The following is a 14,961-nucleotide window of genomic DNA, read 5'->3' on the forward strand; positions in this document are numbered from 1 at the left end:
GTCGGGTATTCGCCGTGCCGTTCGCCTTTTGGTCCAAGGTCGGCTATGAATCGGGATATGAATCAGCTCTCTCCCAAGCTTGGCGACAGCGCCGACGACATGCGGCCTGCCTCGCGCGGCACGAGCCTCAGCGAACGGGCGCGGGCGGCAGCGGCACCCGCCGCCTATCTCGCCGGCCTCAATCCTGAGCAGCGGCTCGCGGTCGAGACGACCGAGGGACCGGTGCTCGTGCTCGCCGGCGCCGGCACCGGCAAGACGCGGGTGCTGACGACCCGCATCGCCCATCTCGTCGCGACCGGTCGCGCCCGCCCCTTCGACATTCTCGCCGTCACCTTCACCAACAAGGCGGCGCGCGAAATGAAGGCGCGCATAGCGACCCTCATCGGTCCGCAGGCCGAGGGCATGCCCTGGCTCGGCACCTTCCATGCCATCTGCACCAAGATCCTGCGCCGCCACGCCGAGCTCGTCGGGCTCAGGAGCGATTTCACGATCCTCGACGTGGACGACCAGATCCGCCTGATGAAGCAGGTGATCCAGGCGGAGAACATCGACGAGAAGCGCTGGCCGGCCCGGCAGCTCGCCAGCATCATCGACGGCTGGAAGAACCGCGCGCTCGGCCCCGACCAGGTGCCGCACGGCGAAGCCGCCGCCTTCGCCGGCGGGCGCGGCGCTCATCTCTACCGACTCTACCAGGAACGCCTGAAGATCCTGAACGCCGCCGATTTCGGCGACCTCCTGACCGAGGCCATCCGCCTCTTTCGCGAGCATCCGGACGTGCTCGCGCAATACCAGCAGCGCTTCCGCTACATGCTGGTGGACGAGTACCAGGACACCAATGTCGCGCAATATCTGTGGCTGAGGCTCCTGGCGCAGGGGCGTGAGCCGGGGCAGCGCAACCTCGCCTGCGTCGGCGACGACGACCAGTCGATCTACGGCTGGCGCGGCGCCGAGGTCGACAACATCCTGCGCTTCGAGCACGACTTTCTCGGCGCCGTGGTGATCCGCCTGGAGCGCAACTATCGCTCCCATGCGCATATCCTGGCGACCGCCTCCCATCTCATCGCCCATAACGAGGGCCGTCTCGGCAAGACGCTGCGCACCGAGGATGAACCGGGCGAGAAGGTGACGATCACCGGCGCTTGGGATTCCGAGGAAGAGGCGCGGCTCGTCGGCGAGGAGATCGAAGCGCTGCAATCCAAGGGCCATGCGCTTTCGGAAATCGCCATCCTCGTGCGCATCTCCGCCCAGATGCGCGAGCTCGAAGACCGCTTCGTGCAGTTGGGCCTTCCCTATCGCGTCATCGGCGGCCCGCGCTTCTACGAGCGCATGGAAATCCGCGACGCGCTCGCCTATTTCCGCTGCGTGGCGCAGCCGGCGGACGATCTCGCCTTCGAGCGCATCCTCAACACGCCGAAGCGCGGCTTGGGCGAAGCGACGCTGCAGGTGCTGCACGGCCACGCCCGCGCCGCCAAGATTCCGCTGATGGAAGCGGCGCGCTACATCATCGAGACGGAAGAGCTGAAGCCTAAGCCGCGCGGCGCGCTACGCGACCTCATCGCCGCCTTCGCACGCTGGTCGCAGCGCCTGGAAACCGCGGCGCATACGGAGCTGGCCGAGACCATCCTGGAGGAGTCCGGCTATACAGACATGTGGCAGAAGGACCGCTCGGCCGAAGCCGCCGGCCGGCTGGAGAACCTGAAGGAGCTCGTGCGCTCGCTGGAGGAATTTCCGGACCTGCCGAGCTTCCTCGAACATGTCTCGCTCGTCATGGATGCGGTGGAAAACGACAGCGAGGATCGCGTCAGCCTGATGACGCTGCACGCCGCCAAGGGGCTCGAATTCGACACGGTCTTCCTGCCGGGCTGGGAGGAAGGGCTCTTTCCCAACCAGCGCGCGCTCGACGAGAGCGGCCGCGCCGGGCTCGAGGAGGAACGCCGGCTCGCCCATGTCGGCATCACCCGCGCGCGCCGCCGCGCCAAGATCTATTTCGCCTCCAACCGCCGCATCCATGGCCTGTGGAATGCGACCGTGCCGAGCCGCTTCGTCGACGAACTGCCGGAGGAGCATGTCGAGGTAACGGAAGCCTCGGCCGCCTTTTCCTACGGCAGCTATGGCAAGAGCCGCTTCGATACGGTCGAGCCCTTCACGTCGTCCTATGCCACGCCCGGCTGGAAACGGGCGCAGGAGCGCGGGGGATTTGGCCGTGGCGGCACGGGCGCGAGCCGTGGCGGCTTCGCCCAGGGACGCGGCGGCCACGGTGCCGCGACGGGTACCGGCCGCGGCGGCATGCTGATCGAGGGCGAGCTCGTCGCGAAGTCAACCGGCGCCGTCTCGGACTTCACGCCGTCCGACCGGGTCTTCCATGTGAAGTTCGGACCCGGCACGGTGGCAGCCGTCGACGGCAACAAGCTGACCGTCGACTTCGATAAAGCCGGCCGCAAGATGGTGCTCGACAGCTTCGTCCAGCGGCAGTGAGCACGGTCAGGGCCTGACGAGCGCCTTCAGGTTCTCCAGGAGCGCCGCGTTGAAGCGGTCGGGATCCTGGATCTGCGGCGAATGGCCGAGATCCTCGAACATCACGAGCTTGGCGCCGGGAATGCGCTTGGCCGTCTCCGGGCCGAGCGCGGCGTAATTGCCGAGCGATGTCCGGGCTTCCGGCGGGGCCAGGTTCTTGCCGATGGCGGTATTGTCCTTGGCACCGATGAAGAGCACCGTCGGCACCTTGATGTTGCCGAGCTCGTAGACGACGGGCTGCGTGAAGACCATGTCGTAGGTGAGCGCCTGGTTCCAGGCGACGAGCTCCCGCCCCTCGCCCGCATACATGCCGGCGAGCATCTTCACCCATCTGTCGTATTCCGGCCGCCACTGGCCGACGTAGTAGGTGTGCAGCTGGTAGTTCTTGATCCGGTCGTAGCTGGTATTGAGTTCGCCCTTGTACCAATCGTCGACGGTCTGGAAGGGTACGCCCCTCGCCTTCCAATCCTCGAGCCCGATCGGGTCGACCAGCGCGAGCGCTTCCAGCTGATCGGGGTACATCAGGGCATAGCGCATGGCGAGCATGCCGCCCATGGAATGCCCCATCAGGATGATGCGGCCGGCGCCGAGCTTCTCGGTGAGGGCGTGGGTATTCGCCGCGAGTTGCTGCAGGCTGTATTGATAGGCCTTCGGCTTCGTCGACTTGCAGAAGCCGATCTGGTCGGGGACGATCACCCGGTAGCCGGCCTCCGACAGCGGCTTGATGGTGCCTTCCCAGGTGGCGCCGCAGAAGTTCTTGCCGTGTAGCAGCACGACCGTATGGCCGTTCGGCGTCTGCGGCTTCACGTCCATATAGGCCATCGACAGCGTCTGCTGTTGCGACTGGAAATCAAACCGCTCGACCGGATGGGGATAGTCGAAGGACTCGAGGTTGGGGCCATAAGCGGGCACATCGGCCGCAATTGCGGGTGCAGCGGCAATCGCTGCAGTCACGAGGGCCATCCAAGCAAGGGCATTCTTCACCCGGTCGCGCTCCTTTGATGAGGGGACGGGCCGGCGCGGACCGAAAAGGCTCGCAGTCCGCGCCGGAGCGGCGCGAAACTGCCACTCCGATGCGGCCGAGACTAGGCGCTGTGCATCACGTTCACTTGAGGGCGAGCAGAGCCGCGACCGGCAGGCTGCCTGCACACCGGCATGGGCGGCTCGTCGCCGACTACCGACGCCGGCCGGACTGCGGCACGCCCGTGGCCTGGCCGACGCTCGGCCCCGCCACCGCGCCGACGGCACCGCCAGCCACCGCACCGACCGGCCCGCCGATCGCACCAACGCCGGCGCCCGCAGCCGCTCCGCCGACCCGTTGCTCGGTGGTGGTGCAGGCGGCAAGGCCGAGACCTGCGCAAAGCGTAACGAACAGAATGGCTCTCATCACCCTCTCCGACTGATGGGGGCCGGAACGGACCGGCCGCTTGCCGACAACAATGCGGCCGCAGCTTGTCTCGTTCCCACGCGAGACCGACCGGCGCCCTCTCAGGTCGATCAAAAGGTTCACGGCATCCGACGCTTCGTCGCGCAGGGACCAGTCCGTCCGGCGACGGCAACGGGGCCGGTGGCCTGTCGGGTCGTCACTTTTTTTCAAGACTTCGCCGTCCGGCACGCTAGATTTCGGCCATGGACACGACCGCCCCCCACGACTCCATGGGCTTTTCGCCGCTCGCGCGCGGCGAACGAACGCGCTTTTTCGCCTGTCGGCAGTTCGAAGACCTCGACTGCCTCACGGCGACCTTCCGCACCCATTGCTACGTGCCGCATACGCACGACACCTATGTCGTCGGCTCCATCGTCGAGGGCTGCGAAACCTGGACGGTGCGCGGCATCCGCGGCTATGCGACCCCCGGCCGCTTCGTCTTCATCAATCCGGGGGAAGTCCACGACGGTGCGCCGCACGAAGGCGGCTACAGCTATCGCATGAGCTATCCCTCGGTTGCGATGATGCAGCGTATCGCGACCGAGATCATGGGCCGGCCGATGACCGCCACGCCCTTCTTTGCAACGACGGTCGTCCATGACCCGGAAGGCGCCGCCCTCTTCGTCGCCGCGCATGAGGCCATGGAGCGCGGCGAGGAACTCGCCGGGGAGGAGCTCTTCTACCGCGCCTATGCCCACTGCCTGGCGCGCCATGCGGGCCTTGCGCCCGCGCCGACCGGTCGGGAGCGGGCAGCGGTCGAGCGCCTCAAGGCCTTGATGATCGAGCGCCACGCGGAAGACCTGACGCTGGCAAAACTCGCCGCGGAGGCCGGGCTGCCGCGCCATCATCTCATCCGCGCCTTCCGCCGCGAGACGGGATTGACGCCGCATGCCTTTCTCGTCGACCGCCGCATCATCGCCGCACAGGCGCGGCTGAAGCGTGGCGAGACCCCGGCGGCGGCCGCAGTTGCCACCGGTTTCAGCGACCAGGCCCATCTCACGCGCGCCTTCAAGGCGCGGCTCGGCGTGACGCCCGGCGCCTATCGGACGGCGCTCGCCGCATGACGGCCGCCAGCGTGCCCGCCCGAGAGCGGCGGGACGAGCGCTGGCGCGAGTGGCGCGCCGGCCTTGCCGCCATCGCGCCCGTCGCCATCGCTGCGGTCCCGATCGGCCTTCTTTTCGGTGCGCTCGCCAGCGCCAAGGGCCTCTCGGTCCTGGAGGCCGGCCTCATGTCCGTGCTCGTCTTCGCCGGCGGCGCCCAATTCGCCGCGCTCGAGCTCTGGACCCATCCCGTGCCGGTCGCGGCGCTTATCTTCTCCACACTGCTGATCAATGCGCGTCATATCCTCATGGGGGCTTCGCTGACGCCCAAGACCGGGCTGTTCTCGCCCTGGCAGCGCTACCTCGGCTTTTATTTCCTGACCGATGAAAGCTGGGCGCTCGCCGAACGCCGCGCCTTGAAGGCCCGGCTCACACCGGCCTATTGGTTCGCGCTCGCCACCATGCTGCCGACAGCCTGGATCGGCTCGACCTTCGTCGGGGCCGGCATCGGCGCTTTCCTGGGCGATCCGCGACAGGTCGGCGCCGACTTTGCCTTCACCGCGCTCTTCATCGGCCTTGTCGCCGGCTTCTGGAACGGGAGGGTGACGGCGGCCACCATTGCCGCAAGCGGCGGTGTCGCCGCCCTCACCTATGTCACCCTCGGTCCGCCGTGGCATGTGGCGGCCGGCGCGCTCGCCGGCATTGCCGCCGCCTATATCGCAGCCCCGGCGGAGGCGGAGGGAGCGGCATGACGATCGACAGCGCAGCACTCGTCGCCATCCTCGGCATGGCCATCGTCACCTATCTCACGCGCATCGCCGGCATCATGCTGGCCGGCCGGCTTGCGCTGAGCGGGCGCGCCAAGGCTGCTTTCGACGCCATCCCACCCGCCGTGCTGATCGCCGTGATCGCGCCGAGCGCGCTCGCCACTGGCTGGCCGGAAACCCTCGCCGCGCTGATTACGGCCGCTGCCGCCACCCGCCTGCCGCTGCTCGCCACGATCGCCGTCGGCGTCGCCGCCGTCGTCGCCCTGCGCGCCTTGATGGGTTAGCGCGTCGACCCTCCCATCGAGGGGAGGGTCGAGCCGCTTCACGCCAACGGCTTCGTCGCCTCGACGAGCCAGGCCCGCGTCTCCTCGTCGACGGCCGGGCCGATGCGCGCGAGAACCTCTGCATGATAGCGGTCGAGCCAAGCGATCTCGTCGGCCGTTAGGAGGCTCGGCTCGATCAGCGCCCGGTCGATCGGCGTGAAAGACAATGTCTCGAAGCCGAGCATCGGCCGCTCGGCGCCCGGAATGTCGCGCGGCTCGACCAGAATGAGATTCTCGATGCGGATGCCGTAGGCGCCTTCCTTGTAATAGCCGGGCTCGTTCGAGAGGATCATGCCGGGCTCGAGCGGCACCGTGCCGAGCTTTGAGATGCGCTGCGGCCCCTCGTGCACGGAAAGATAGGCGCCGATGCCGTGGCCCGTGCCGTGGTCGAAGTCGAGCCCTGCCTGCCATAAAGCCTGGCGCGCCAAGGCATCGATCTGCGCGCCGGAGGTGCCTTTTGGAAAGACCGCGGTCGCGATCGCGATATGGCCCTTCAGCACCCGCGTGAAACGATCCCGCATCTCGTCGCTGACGGCGCCAACGGCCATCGTGCGGGTGATATCCGTGGTGCCGTCGCGATATTGCGCACCGGAATCGACGAGGAAGATGCCCGGCTCGATTGCGCGATTGGAGGCGCGCGTCACGCGGTAATGCGGCAGCGCCGCATTGGGGCCCGCCGCCGAGATCGTCGGGAAGGAGACGTCCATCAGCGCATTGGTCTCGCGCCTGAATCCCTCCAGCTGCTCGGCCGCGTCGATCTCGGTGAGCTGGCCCGAAGGCGCCTCGCGCGAAAACCAGGCGAGGAAGCGAGCCATGGCGGCGCCGTCGCGGCGGTGGGCGCTGCGCGAGCCCTCCTGCTCGGCGGCGTTCTTCACCGCCTTCATCTTGGTCAGCGGGTCGGCGCCGACATCCGCCTTGCCGCCGGCGGCCTCGACCGCCTGTTTCAGCGCGACCGCCCCGGTCGCCGCATCGATGCGGATCGCCGCGCCGCGCCGCGCCGTCGCCTCGAGCGCTGGGACGAAGGCATCGGTCGGCGCCACATCGGCAAGAGGCGCAAGATGCGCCGCGACCTCGTCGGTGATCTTGGCGGGATCGACGAAAATCGTCGGGCGCCCCTCCGCCGGCAGGATCGCATAGCCGAGCATCAGCGGGGTATGGCCCACGTCCGCGCCACGGATGTTGAACAGCCAGGCGAGATTATGCGGATCGCTGATGACCAGGGCCGCAGCACGCGCCTTGGCGAGCGCCTCGCGCGCCCGCGCGATCTTGTCCTCTGCGGCCTCCCCGGCAAAGGCGAGCGGCTGGACGGCGGCAGGCGCCCGCGGCGGCGAAGGCAGGTCAGTCCACACCGCGTCGAGCGGATTGGGCGAGGCGGCTACCAGCGTGCCACCGGCCGCGGTCGCCGCCTTCTCGAACCGCGCAACCTGATCGGCCGTATGCAGCCAGGGATCGTAGCCGAGCTTTGCATCGGCAGGCAGATTGGCCTCGATCCAGGCTTCCAGGCTCGTGTCGGCAATGGCCACCGGCGTGAAATGCGCCAGATCGACCTCATCTCGCACCTGCAGCGTATAGCGGCCGTCCACGAGCACGGCGGCCCTGTCCGCGAGCACGACGGCATAGCCAGCCGAGCCTGTGAAGCTTGTCAGCCATGCAAGGCGCTCGGCACTCGCGGGCACATATTCACCCTGATGCTCATCGGCCCGCGGCACGATGAAGCCATCGAGACCGCGCCGGGCGAGTTCCATCCGCAGGGCTGCGAGCCGCTCCGCCCCCGTCGCCGCGCTCGTCGCCTTGTCGAAGCTTTGGAAAATGCTCGAAGCCATACCCGTTCCTGCAGGTGTTGCCGCAACTGTCTCACCGAGCGAGCTTAGGTGCTCGGCCCCAGCCCCGCAACGGAGCACCGTCCGCTGCGCCTGCCTGCCGAGCGAAGCGGCAGATGGCGCGAAAAGAACCGGGCCACCGATCAATCAAGTCGCAATCCATGCGCGTGATGCATGGCTGAGATTAGGTCACATGCGCTGACCCATCTTCTTCGCACATGCAACATCACCTATGTTGTGAGGCATCGGGGATGGCCAAATGATCGCGAAGTGATCGCGCCAGTCATCCCCCTCGAATTGGAGTTGGACGATGTCCCAGATTGCGACCGAGTTTGCGAATTCCCGCCTTGCGAGTGCCTATGTCGGCGATGCGGGCCGGGATGCCGGCAAGCCCGGCTGGTTCGCCCGCCTGTGGGCGCGGTTCGAGGCCGCCCAGATGGAAAAGGCCCAGCGCTACCTCGACATGTACCACCCTCTGCTGGCGCACCACCTCGATGCCCAGCCGGCCGACAGTGCAAAGCAGTAACTGAACGCGTCCCAGGCCCCGGTCATCCGGTTCCTTGGCGCCACTCTACGGAGCTTGACCGATGGTTATCGTGGCCCTCTTCAACAACGTCATGCGTGCCCTCAAGACGGCGCACGAGATCTTCACCGAGGCGGTGGAGCTCCAGCGCGCCATGCAGAAGCGCTACCCTCACCTGTGAGGTGAATGCGCGACAGCGCGTATCGGCCGTGGTGCGGCGCCGCCTCGTTTGAGGCACAGCGTCGCCCAGCCCTCGCGCTGTCTTTGTTCGACGAGCCGCAGCCCCTGGGCTGCATAGGCCGTGAGCACGCCGGGCACATCTCCCGGCAACAGTCCCGACAGTACGAGCATGCCGTCCGCCGCCACGACCGCGGCAATGGACGGTGCAAGCCGCCGGAGCGGCTTCGCCAGGATATTGGCGAAGACGAGGTCGAAATAGCGCCTGCGCACCGCCATAGCATGGCGAACGCCGGGCGCCACATAGAAGCGCAGGTCGCGCGCCGCGCCATTGAGCCTGGCGTTGCTGCGCGCCACCGCGACCGCCACCGGGTCGATATCCCCAGCCACCACCCTTTGTTTCAGCGCCTTGGCCGCCGCGATGGCGAGGATGCCCGTGCCTGTGCCGACATCGAGCACATGGCGCGGTCGCCGCTGCTTCAGCATGGCGGCAAGCGCCAAGAGGCAGCCGAGCGTCGTGCCGTGATGCCCCGTGCCGAAGGCGAGCGCCGCCTCGATCTCCAGCGCGATATCATTGGCCTTTGCTACTTCCCGGTCGTGCCCACCATGCACCAGGAAGCGGCCGGCACGGACGGGCTTCAATCCTTCCAGGCTGGTCCTGACCCAATCCCTCGCCTCCACCTCCCCGAACACCGCGTCATCGGCGCGATGACCGACGATGAGGCGCAGGAGGTCGCGAATGGCTGGCTCATCAGGCGGGCGCGAGAAATAGGCCTCCAGCAGCCATGGCCCATTGTCGACACCCTCGAAGGCGGCAACCGCCGTCTCGGCGGGATCGAAGATTTCGCCGAGAAGATCCGTCATGCGACGCGCCGAGTCCGCATCCGTCTCGATGCGCAGCACATGGGTGGGTTTGTGAGGCGGCAGACCTTCGAGCATTGATCGTGACCATTTGGGAAACTTCCCGCAGTGACCACAGCGCGGCGGCAAAGTCACGCGCCGCGTATCTCGGCTGGGGTCAGTACAGGTCGGTCGCCACTCGGGTGCTCCCGCGTTGCGCTTTCCCGATCAGGAAGTCGGATAAATCCGACATCCTTGCGAGGAGAGGTGAACGGGCGCTTCGATTATTCCTCGGGCAGCCGCCCCACCAGCTTCAGCCAGGCGTCCTCGTCGATCACCTCGACGTCGAATTCCTTGGCCTTGGCGAGCTTGGAGCCGGCGCCCGGCCCTGCCACCACCAGATCCGTCTTCTTCGAGACCGAGCCCGCCACCTTGGCGCCGAGGCTCTCGGCCATTGCTTTGGCTTCGTCGCGTGACATCCGCTCGAGCGCGCCGGTGAACACCACCGTCTTGCCGGCGACGGGGCTGTCCGTCGTCACCGCTTCCATCGGCTCCGGCGTCACCTCGGCAAGAATGGCGTCGAGTGTCGTCTGGTTATGCTCTTCCGCGAAGAAATCGACGATCGCCTCCGCCACGATCACGCCGATGCCCTCGATCGCCGTGAGTTCCTGCCAGGCATCGCTCGTGCGATCGGCGGCGCGCGTCGCCGTCTCGCGTAGCGCGTCGAAGGAGCCGAAATGGCGGGCGAGCAGCCGCGCCGTGGTCTCGCCGACATGCCGGATGCCGAGCGCGAAGATGAAGCGGTTGAGCGGCACGCGCCGACGGGCCTCGATGGCGGCGAAGAGATTGCGCACGCTCGTCTCGCCGAAGCCCTCGCGGTCCTTGAGCTTCTGCAGGCTCGCCCGGTCCCGTGCCTCCAACGCAAAGATGTCCTGCGGCGCCCTGACGAGCCCCTCGCGGAAGAACAACTCGACCTGCTTGTCGCCGAGGCCGTCGATGTCGAAGGCGTCCCGTGACACGAAATGCTTCAGGCGCTCCATGGCCTGGGCGGCACAGATGAGCCCGCCGGTGCAGCGCCGCACCACATCCTCCCGGCCGGTGCGCGGATTAATCTCGCGCACGGCATGGCTGCCGCAGACCGGGCAGCTGGTGGGAAAGACGTAAGGCACGGCCTCGGGCGGCCGCTTGTCCAAGACCACCGAGACGACCTGCGGGATGACGTCGCCCGCCCGCTGCACCACGACCGTGTCGCCGATGCGCACGTCCTTCCGGGCGATCTCGTCCTCGTTGTGCAAGGTGGCATTGGCGACGACCACGCCGCCGACGGTGACGGGCTTGAGCTTGGCAACCGGCGTTAGCGAACCCGTGCGGCCGACCTGGATCTCGATGGCGGTTAGCGTCGTCATCGCCTGTTCGGCCGGGAATTTGTGAGCAAGAGCCCAGCGCGGCGCCCGCGACACGAAGCCGAGCCTGCCCTGCAGCGCGAGGCTGTCGACCTTGTAGACGACGCCGTCGATGTCATAGCCGAGGTTGGCCCGTTCGGCCTCGATGGCGTGATAATGGGCGAGAAGCTCCTCAACGCTTTCGCAGCGCTTCATCAACGGATTGACGCGGAAGCCCCAGCGGCCGAAGCCCTCGATCACGCCCATCTGCGTATCGGCCGGCAGCGCCGTGCGGTCCCCCCAGGCATAGGCGAAGAAGGCGAGCGGCCGCGACGCGGTAATGGACGGATCGAGCTGCCGCAGCGACCCGGCGGCTGCATTGCGCGGATTGGCGAAAATCTGCTTGCCGAGCGCGGCCTGGCGCTCGTTCATGGCGGCAAAGTCGCTGTGGCGCATATAGACCTCGCCGCGCACCTCGATCACCTCCGGCACGTCGGGACCCGTGAGCTGCTGCGGAATGTCGCCGACCGTGCGCGCATTGGCGGTAACCTCCTCGCCTTCCTCGCCGTCGCCGCGGGTCGCGGCGCTGACCAGCTTCCTGCCCTCATAGCGCAGGCTGAGCGACAGGCCGTCGATCTTCGGCTCGGCGGTGAAGGCAAGCGGCTGTTCGGGCTTCAAATCGAGAAAGCGGCGGATGCGGGCGACGAAGTCGCGCACGTCGTCATCGGCGAAGCCGTTGGCGAGCGACAGCATCGGCACGCGGTGCCGGATCTTGGCGAATTTCTCCGAAGGCTTGGCGCCGACCTTTTCCGACAAGCTCTCGGCGGTCTTGAGCTCGGGGAAGCGCCCCTCGATCTCCTCGTAGCGGCGACGCAGCGCGTCATAGTCCGCATCCGAGACGGTCGGCGCGTCCTCTTGGTAATAGCGGCGGTCGTGGCCGGCGATCTCCGCCGCCAAGGCCTCATATTCGCGTTTGGCCTCGCGCGGGGTGAGGACGGCAACAGCGACGGAGCGAAGGTTGTTTTCGGTCGGCATGGGGCTCGGTGTTCCGTGTCGTCCCGGGTTGCGCTTGGCGCAAGCCCGGGACCCAGAACCGATGTCGCGAATCGACGAGTCTCGGCATCGGTTCTGGGCCCCGGCCCAAGGCCGGGGCGACCCTATAGATTGAGGGTCGGGTAAAGATCAATCCAGAGCGGGTTCATCTCCTCGATGAGACGCGTCTTCCACGCACGATGCCATTTCTTTAGTTGCTTTTCACGGGCGATCGCCGAAACAGGATCGGGGTACTCCTCATACCAGACGAGCCGGGTCACTCGATGGCGCCGCACGAAGGCGCTCCCCCAGCCTTGCTTGTGCTCGAACACCCGACGAGACAGGTCGTTGGTCACACCGACATAGAGCGTTCCGTGCTGGCCATTGGCCATGATGTAGGTCCAGTAGCTAACGCCCTGCGGACTCACCTCACCCGGCGGCCTCCAGGAGCCTTGCGGCGGCGGCGCGGGCCTCCTCGGTGATGGTGGCGCCGGCGAGCATGCGCGCGATCTCTTCGCGGCGGGTTTCGGCGGCGAGCGGCACCACGCGCGTCGCGACACGGTCGGCCGCGGCCGCCTCCTTAGCGATGAGGAAGTGGCTCAAGGCGCGCGCCGCCACCTGCGGGGCATGGGTGACGGCGATCACCTGCACCTGGCGCGCAAGCCGCCCGAGCCGCCCGCCGATGGCATCCGCCACCGCCCCGCCGACGCCGGTGTCGATCTCGTCGAAGACGAGCGTCGGCGCCGATCCGCGGTCGGCAAGCACCACCTTCAGCGCCAGCATGAAGCGCGAGAGCTCGCCGCCCGAGGCGACCTTCATCAGCGGCCCCGGTCGCGTCCCGGGATTGGTCTCGACCCAGAATTCCACGCGGTCGTAGCCGTCCGGCAGCCGCGCCGCCTCGTCCACATCGACCCGCGTGATGAAGCGCGCACGCTCCAGCTTCAGCGGTGGCAGTTCAGCGGCGACCGCCGCATCGAGCGTCTGCGCGGTCGCGCGGCGCGCGGCGCTGAGCTCGCGGGCGCGCTCCGCATAGAGGGTCTCGGCGTCGGATACGGCCACCTCGAGCGCGACGAGCTCCGCCTCACCGGCGTCGATACCGGCGAGATCCGCCGCATAGCGCTCGCGCAGCGCGGCGAGATCATCCGCCGGAACGTCGTATTTGCGCGCGGCGCCTCGCAGGGCGAACAGCCGCTCCTCCGCCGTCTCCAGCTCACGCGGATCGAAATCGGCCTCGCGCAGCGCGCTCTCCAGGACACCGCGCGCCTCGTCGAGGGCGACGAGCGCCGCATCGAGCGCCTTGACGCAGGGGTCCACGAGCTGCGGCGCCTGCGTGCCGCGCCGCTCCAGCCGCCGGACAGCTGCCGAGAGAACCGGGACCGGCGAACTCCCGCCCGCCACTGCATCGAAGGCCTCGGCGAGCTCCTTGGCAACCTTCTCGGCCTGCATCATGGCCTGCCTGCGCTCGGCGAGACGCTCCTCCTCGCCCGGCTCGGGGGCGAGCTTCGTGAGTTCGTCCACGGCATGGCGCAGGAAGTCGGTTTCCTTGCGTGCCGTCTCCATGCGTTCGGTGTGGAGCTTCAGTGCGGCACGTGCCTGGCTGAGCTGCGCATAGGCCTCGCGCACGGCCGTTACCTGGGCCCCGTGCCCGCCGAAGGCGTCGAGCAGCGCCCGATGCTCGGCGGGATCGACCAGAGCCCGGTCGTCGTGCTGGCCGTGGATCTCGACCAGCGTGCCGCCGATCCCCCGCAGCGTCTGCACGCTCACCGGCTGATCATTGACGAAGGCGCGCGTGCGGCCATCGGCATATTGCACCCGCCGCAGGATCAGATCGCCGTCGATATCGATGTCGGAAGAAGCGGTCAGGCGCCGCGCGGGATGATTAGTCGGGATGTCGAACACGGCCGTGACCTGGCCTTGCGGCTGCCCGTGGCGCACGAGCGAGCCATCACCGCGCCCGCCGAGGGCGAGCGCGAAAGCATCGAGGAGGATGGACTTGCCGGCGCCCGTCTCGCCGGTCAAGACACTGAGCCCACCGGCGAAAACGAGATCGAGCCGGTCGATCAGGACGATATCGCGAATGGTGAGCTGGATCAGCATGCGCCGATCTCAGCCCAGGCGGCCCCCGCTGAACAGCTTGCTGATCCAGGAGCCCGTGTCTTCGCGCGGTTCGACACCGCCTTTAGCGAGCAGCGCGTAGGCATCCTTGTACCATTGGCTGTCGGGGTAGTTATGGCCGAGCACGGCCGCCGCCGTCTGCGCCTCGCTGACGATGCCGAGCGACATATAGGCCTCGACCAGCCGCTCCAACGCCTCCTCGGTATGGCGCGTCGTCTGATACCGGCTGATGACCACTCGGAACCGGTTGATGGCGGCGGTATAGTTGCGCTGCTTCAGATAGAAGCGACCGACTTCCATCTCCTTGGCGGCGAGTTGGTCGCGCAGCACCTGGATCTTGAACTTCGCGTCGGCGACATATTCCGACTTCGGATAACGGTCGACCAGCTCCTGCAGCGCAACGAGCGCTTTTTCCGCGGTGTCCTGGTCGCGCGTCACGTCCGGCACCTGCTTGTAGTAGGACATCGCCATGAGATACTGCGCGTAGGCAGCATCCTGGCTAGCCGGATGCAGGGCGATGTAACGGCGAGCCGAATTGGCCGCATCATCATACAACCCGCCTTCATAATTGGCGTAGGTGTTCATGATGAGGGCCTTCTGCGACCACTGCGAGTAAGGATACTGCTTATCGATAGCGTCGAACTTCTTGGCGGCGTCCTCGTAGCTTGCCTTCTCCAGAAGGGCCAAGCCATCATTGTAGAGTTGATCCGCTGGAACCTGCGGAATGATCTCGGGCTTGTATTTCTCCGTCTTGTCGAACGGATTGAGCGACGAGAGAGAATCGCAACCGGCCAGCGGCAGGCCGGCGATCACGAGCACCAAGCCTCTCACGAGCACGGCGCGGCAACCCCCTCGCCCGATCTTCGACAAATATGCGGAACCCATCCCTGGACGACCCTCCAAAACCGGCGCATCCGCCAGCACAGTCGACGCGACCCTCGGCTGTTTAACCTAAGGTCGAGCCGCCGCCAAGCGCGACGCGATTCATACCCGGTGACCATT

13 protein-coding genes are annotated in these 14,961 nt (G+C 67.2%); 5 read left to right on the forward strand and 8 right to left on the reverse strand.

The annotated features are described in order from the left end of the window. Positions 1-57: 57 nt before the first annotated feature. Entirely contained in the window at positions 58-2,475 is a 2,418-nt protein-coding gene (locus tag ACFQU1_RS06095) for an ATP-dependent helicase (RefSeq protein ID WP_378130355.1), read from the forward strand. 6 nt (positions 2,476-2,481) lie between these two features. Here the strand turns inward: ACFQU1_RS06095 and ACFQU1_RS06100 are convergent, their stop codons facing one another. Both ACFQU1_RS06100 and ACFQU1_RS06105 read right to left on the reverse strand, forming a co-directional pair. Further along, a complete protein-coding gene (locus ACFQU1_RS06100; protein WP_378131583.1) occupies positions 2,482-3,477 on the reverse strand; it encodes an alpha/beta fold hydrolase in 996 nt (331 codons plus the stop codon). A gap of 211 nt (positions 3,478-3,688) precedes the next feature. Further along, positions 3,689-3,901 (reverse strand): hypothetical protein, encoded by a 213-nt coding sequence (locus tag ACFQU1_RS06105; RefSeq protein ID WP_378130357.1) that lies wholly within the window; start codon positions 3,899-3,901, stop codon positions 3,689-3,691. Positions 3,902-4,143: 242 nt separating this feature from the next. On the opposite strand from ACFQU1_RS06105, the gene ACFQU1_RS06110 reads away from it, so the two are divergent. The 3 genes from ACFQU1_RS06110 to ACFQU1_RS06120 are packed head-to-tail and all read left to right on the forward strand — an operon-like array spanning position 4,144 to position 6,031. After that, positions 4,144-5,004, forward strand: a complete 861-nt coding sequence (locus tag ACFQU1_RS06110; RefSeq protein WP_378130359.1) for an AraC family ligand binding domain-containing protein — start codon at positions 4,144-4,146, stop codon at positions 5,002-5,004. Then, on the forward strand, positions 5,001-5,732 hold the full coding sequence (locus ACFQU1_RS06115) for an AzlC family ABC transporter permease (protein ID WP_378130361.1): 732 nt from the start codon (positions 5,001-5,003) through the stop codon (positions 5,730-5,732). Before ACFQU1_RS06110 ends, ACFQU1_RS06115 begins: the two co-directional genes overlap by 4 nt. Then, positions 5,729-6,031: an AzlD family protein gene (locus ACFQU1_RS06120; protein ID WP_378130363.1), complete on the forward strand. Its 303-nt coding sequence runs from the start codon at positions 5,729-5,731 to the stop codon at positions 6,029-6,031. The genes ACFQU1_RS06115 and ACFQU1_RS06120 overlap by 4 nt, the downstream gene beginning before the upstream one ends. Before the next feature lie 38 nt (positions 6,032-6,069). On the opposite strand, the gene ACFQU1_RS06125 is transcribed toward ACFQU1_RS06120, so the two are convergent. Further along, entirely contained in the window at positions 6,070-7,893 is a 1,824-nt protein-coding gene (locus ACFQU1_RS06125) for an aminopeptidase P family protein (RefSeq protein WP_378130365.1), read from the reverse strand. A gap of 307 nt (positions 7,894-8,200) precedes the next feature. On the opposite strand from ACFQU1_RS06125, the gene ACFQU1_RS06130 reads away from it, so the two are divergent. Beyond that, positions 8,201-8,416, forward strand: a complete 216-nt coding sequence (locus ACFQU1_RS06130; RefSeq protein ID WP_378130367.1) for a hypothetical protein — start codon at positions 8,201-8,203, stop codon at positions 8,414-8,416. A 168-nt stretch (positions 8,417-8,584) separates the two neighbouring features. On the opposite strand, the gene ACFQU1_RS06135 is transcribed toward ACFQU1_RS06130, so the two are convergent. The 5 genes from ACFQU1_RS06135 to ACFQU1_RS06155 form a co-directional block, all read right to left on the reverse strand. Then, the gene (locus tag ACFQU1_RS06135) at positions 8,585-9,529 is read right to left on the reverse strand and encodes a 50S ribosomal protein L11 methyltransferase (protein ID WP_378130369.1); all 945 of its coding nucleotides are present in this window, start codon (positions 9,527-9,529) and stop codon (positions 8,585-8,587) included. Between the two features lie 185 nt (positions 9,530-9,714). Then, entirely contained in the window at positions 9,715-11,847 is a 2,133-nt protein-coding gene (ligA, locus tag ACFQU1_RS06140) for an NAD-dependent DNA ligase LigA (protein ID WP_378130371.1), read from the reverse strand. A gap of 122 nt (positions 11,848-11,969) precedes the next feature. Beyond that, entirely contained in the window at positions 11,970-12,272 is a 303-nt protein-coding gene (locus ACFQU1_RS06145) for a GIY-YIG nuclease family protein (protein WP_378130373.1), read from the reverse strand. 1 nt (position 12,273) lies between these two features. After that, on the reverse strand, positions 12,274-13,941 hold the full coding sequence (recN, locus tag ACFQU1_RS06150) for a DNA repair protein RecN (RefSeq protein WP_378130376.1): 1,668 nt from the start codon (positions 13,939-13,941) through the stop codon (positions 12,274-12,276). Positions 13,942-13,950: 9 nt separating this feature from the next. Continuing rightward, a complete protein-coding gene (locus tag ACFQU1_RS06155; protein WP_378131585.1) occupies positions 13,951-14,844 on the reverse strand; it encodes an outer membrane protein assembly factor BamD in 894 nt (297 codons plus the stop codon). Positions 14,845-14,961 lie beyond the last annotated feature (117 nt).

It is taken from the genome of Chelatococcus sp. GCM10030263 (genome assembly GCF_042666455.1).
In the GTDB taxonomy this organism is placed as follows: Bacteria; Pseudomonadota; Alphaproteobacteria; order Rhizobiales; family Beijerinckiaceae; genus Chelatococcus.

Excerpts from the sequence above, each read along its gene's own strand:
- ACFQU1_RS06095 (WP_378130355.1), top strand. The coding sequence starts at position 58 with ATGAATCAGCTCTCTCCCAAGCTTGGCGACAGCGCCGACGACATGCGG.
- ligA (WP_378130371.1), bottom strand. The coding sequence starts at position 11,847 with ATGCCGACCGAAAACAACCTTCGCTCCGTCGCTGTTGCCGTCCTCACC.
- ACFQU1_RS06120 (WP_378130363.1), top strand. The coding sequence starts at position 5,729 with ATGACGATCGACAGCGCAGCACTCGTCGCCATCCTCGGCATGGCCATC.
- recN (WP_378130376.1), bottom strand. The coding sequence starts at position 13,941 with ATGCTGATCCAGCTCACCATTCGCGATATCGTCCTGATCGACCGGCTC.
- ACFQU1_RS06155 (WP_378131585.1), bottom strand. The coding sequence starts at position 14,844 with ATGGGTTCCGCATATTTGTCGAAGATCGGGCGAGGGGGTTGCCGCGCC.
- ACFQU1_RS06100 (WP_378131583.1), bottom strand. The coding sequence starts at position 3,477 with ATGGCCCTCGTGACTGCAGCGATTGCCGCTGCACCCGCAATTGCGGCC.
- ACFQU1_RS06105 (WP_378130357.1), bottom strand. The coding sequence starts at position 3,901 with ATGAGAGCCATTCTGTTCGTTACGCTTTGCGCAGGTCTCGGCCTTGCC.
- ACFQU1_RS06110 (WP_378130359.1), top strand. The coding sequence starts at position 4,144 with ATGGACACGACCGCCCCCCACGACTCCATGGGCTTTTCGCCGCTCGCG.
- ACFQU1_RS06130 (WP_378130367.1), top strand. The coding sequence starts at position 8,201 with ATGTCCCAGATTGCGACCGAGTTTGCGAATTCCCGCCTTGCGAGTGCC.
- ACFQU1_RS06125 (WP_378130365.1), bottom strand. The coding sequence starts at position 7,893 with ATGGCTTCGAGCATTTTCCAAAGCTTCGACAAGGCGACGAGCGCGGCG.
- ACFQU1_RS06115 (WP_378130361.1), top strand. The coding sequence starts at position 5,001 with ATGACGGCCGCCAGCGTGCCCGCCCGAGAGCGGCGGGACGAGCGCTGG.
- ACFQU1_RS06135 (WP_378130369.1), bottom strand. The coding sequence starts at position 9,529 with ATGCTCGAAGGTCTGCCGCCTCACAAACCCACCCATGTGCTGCGCATC.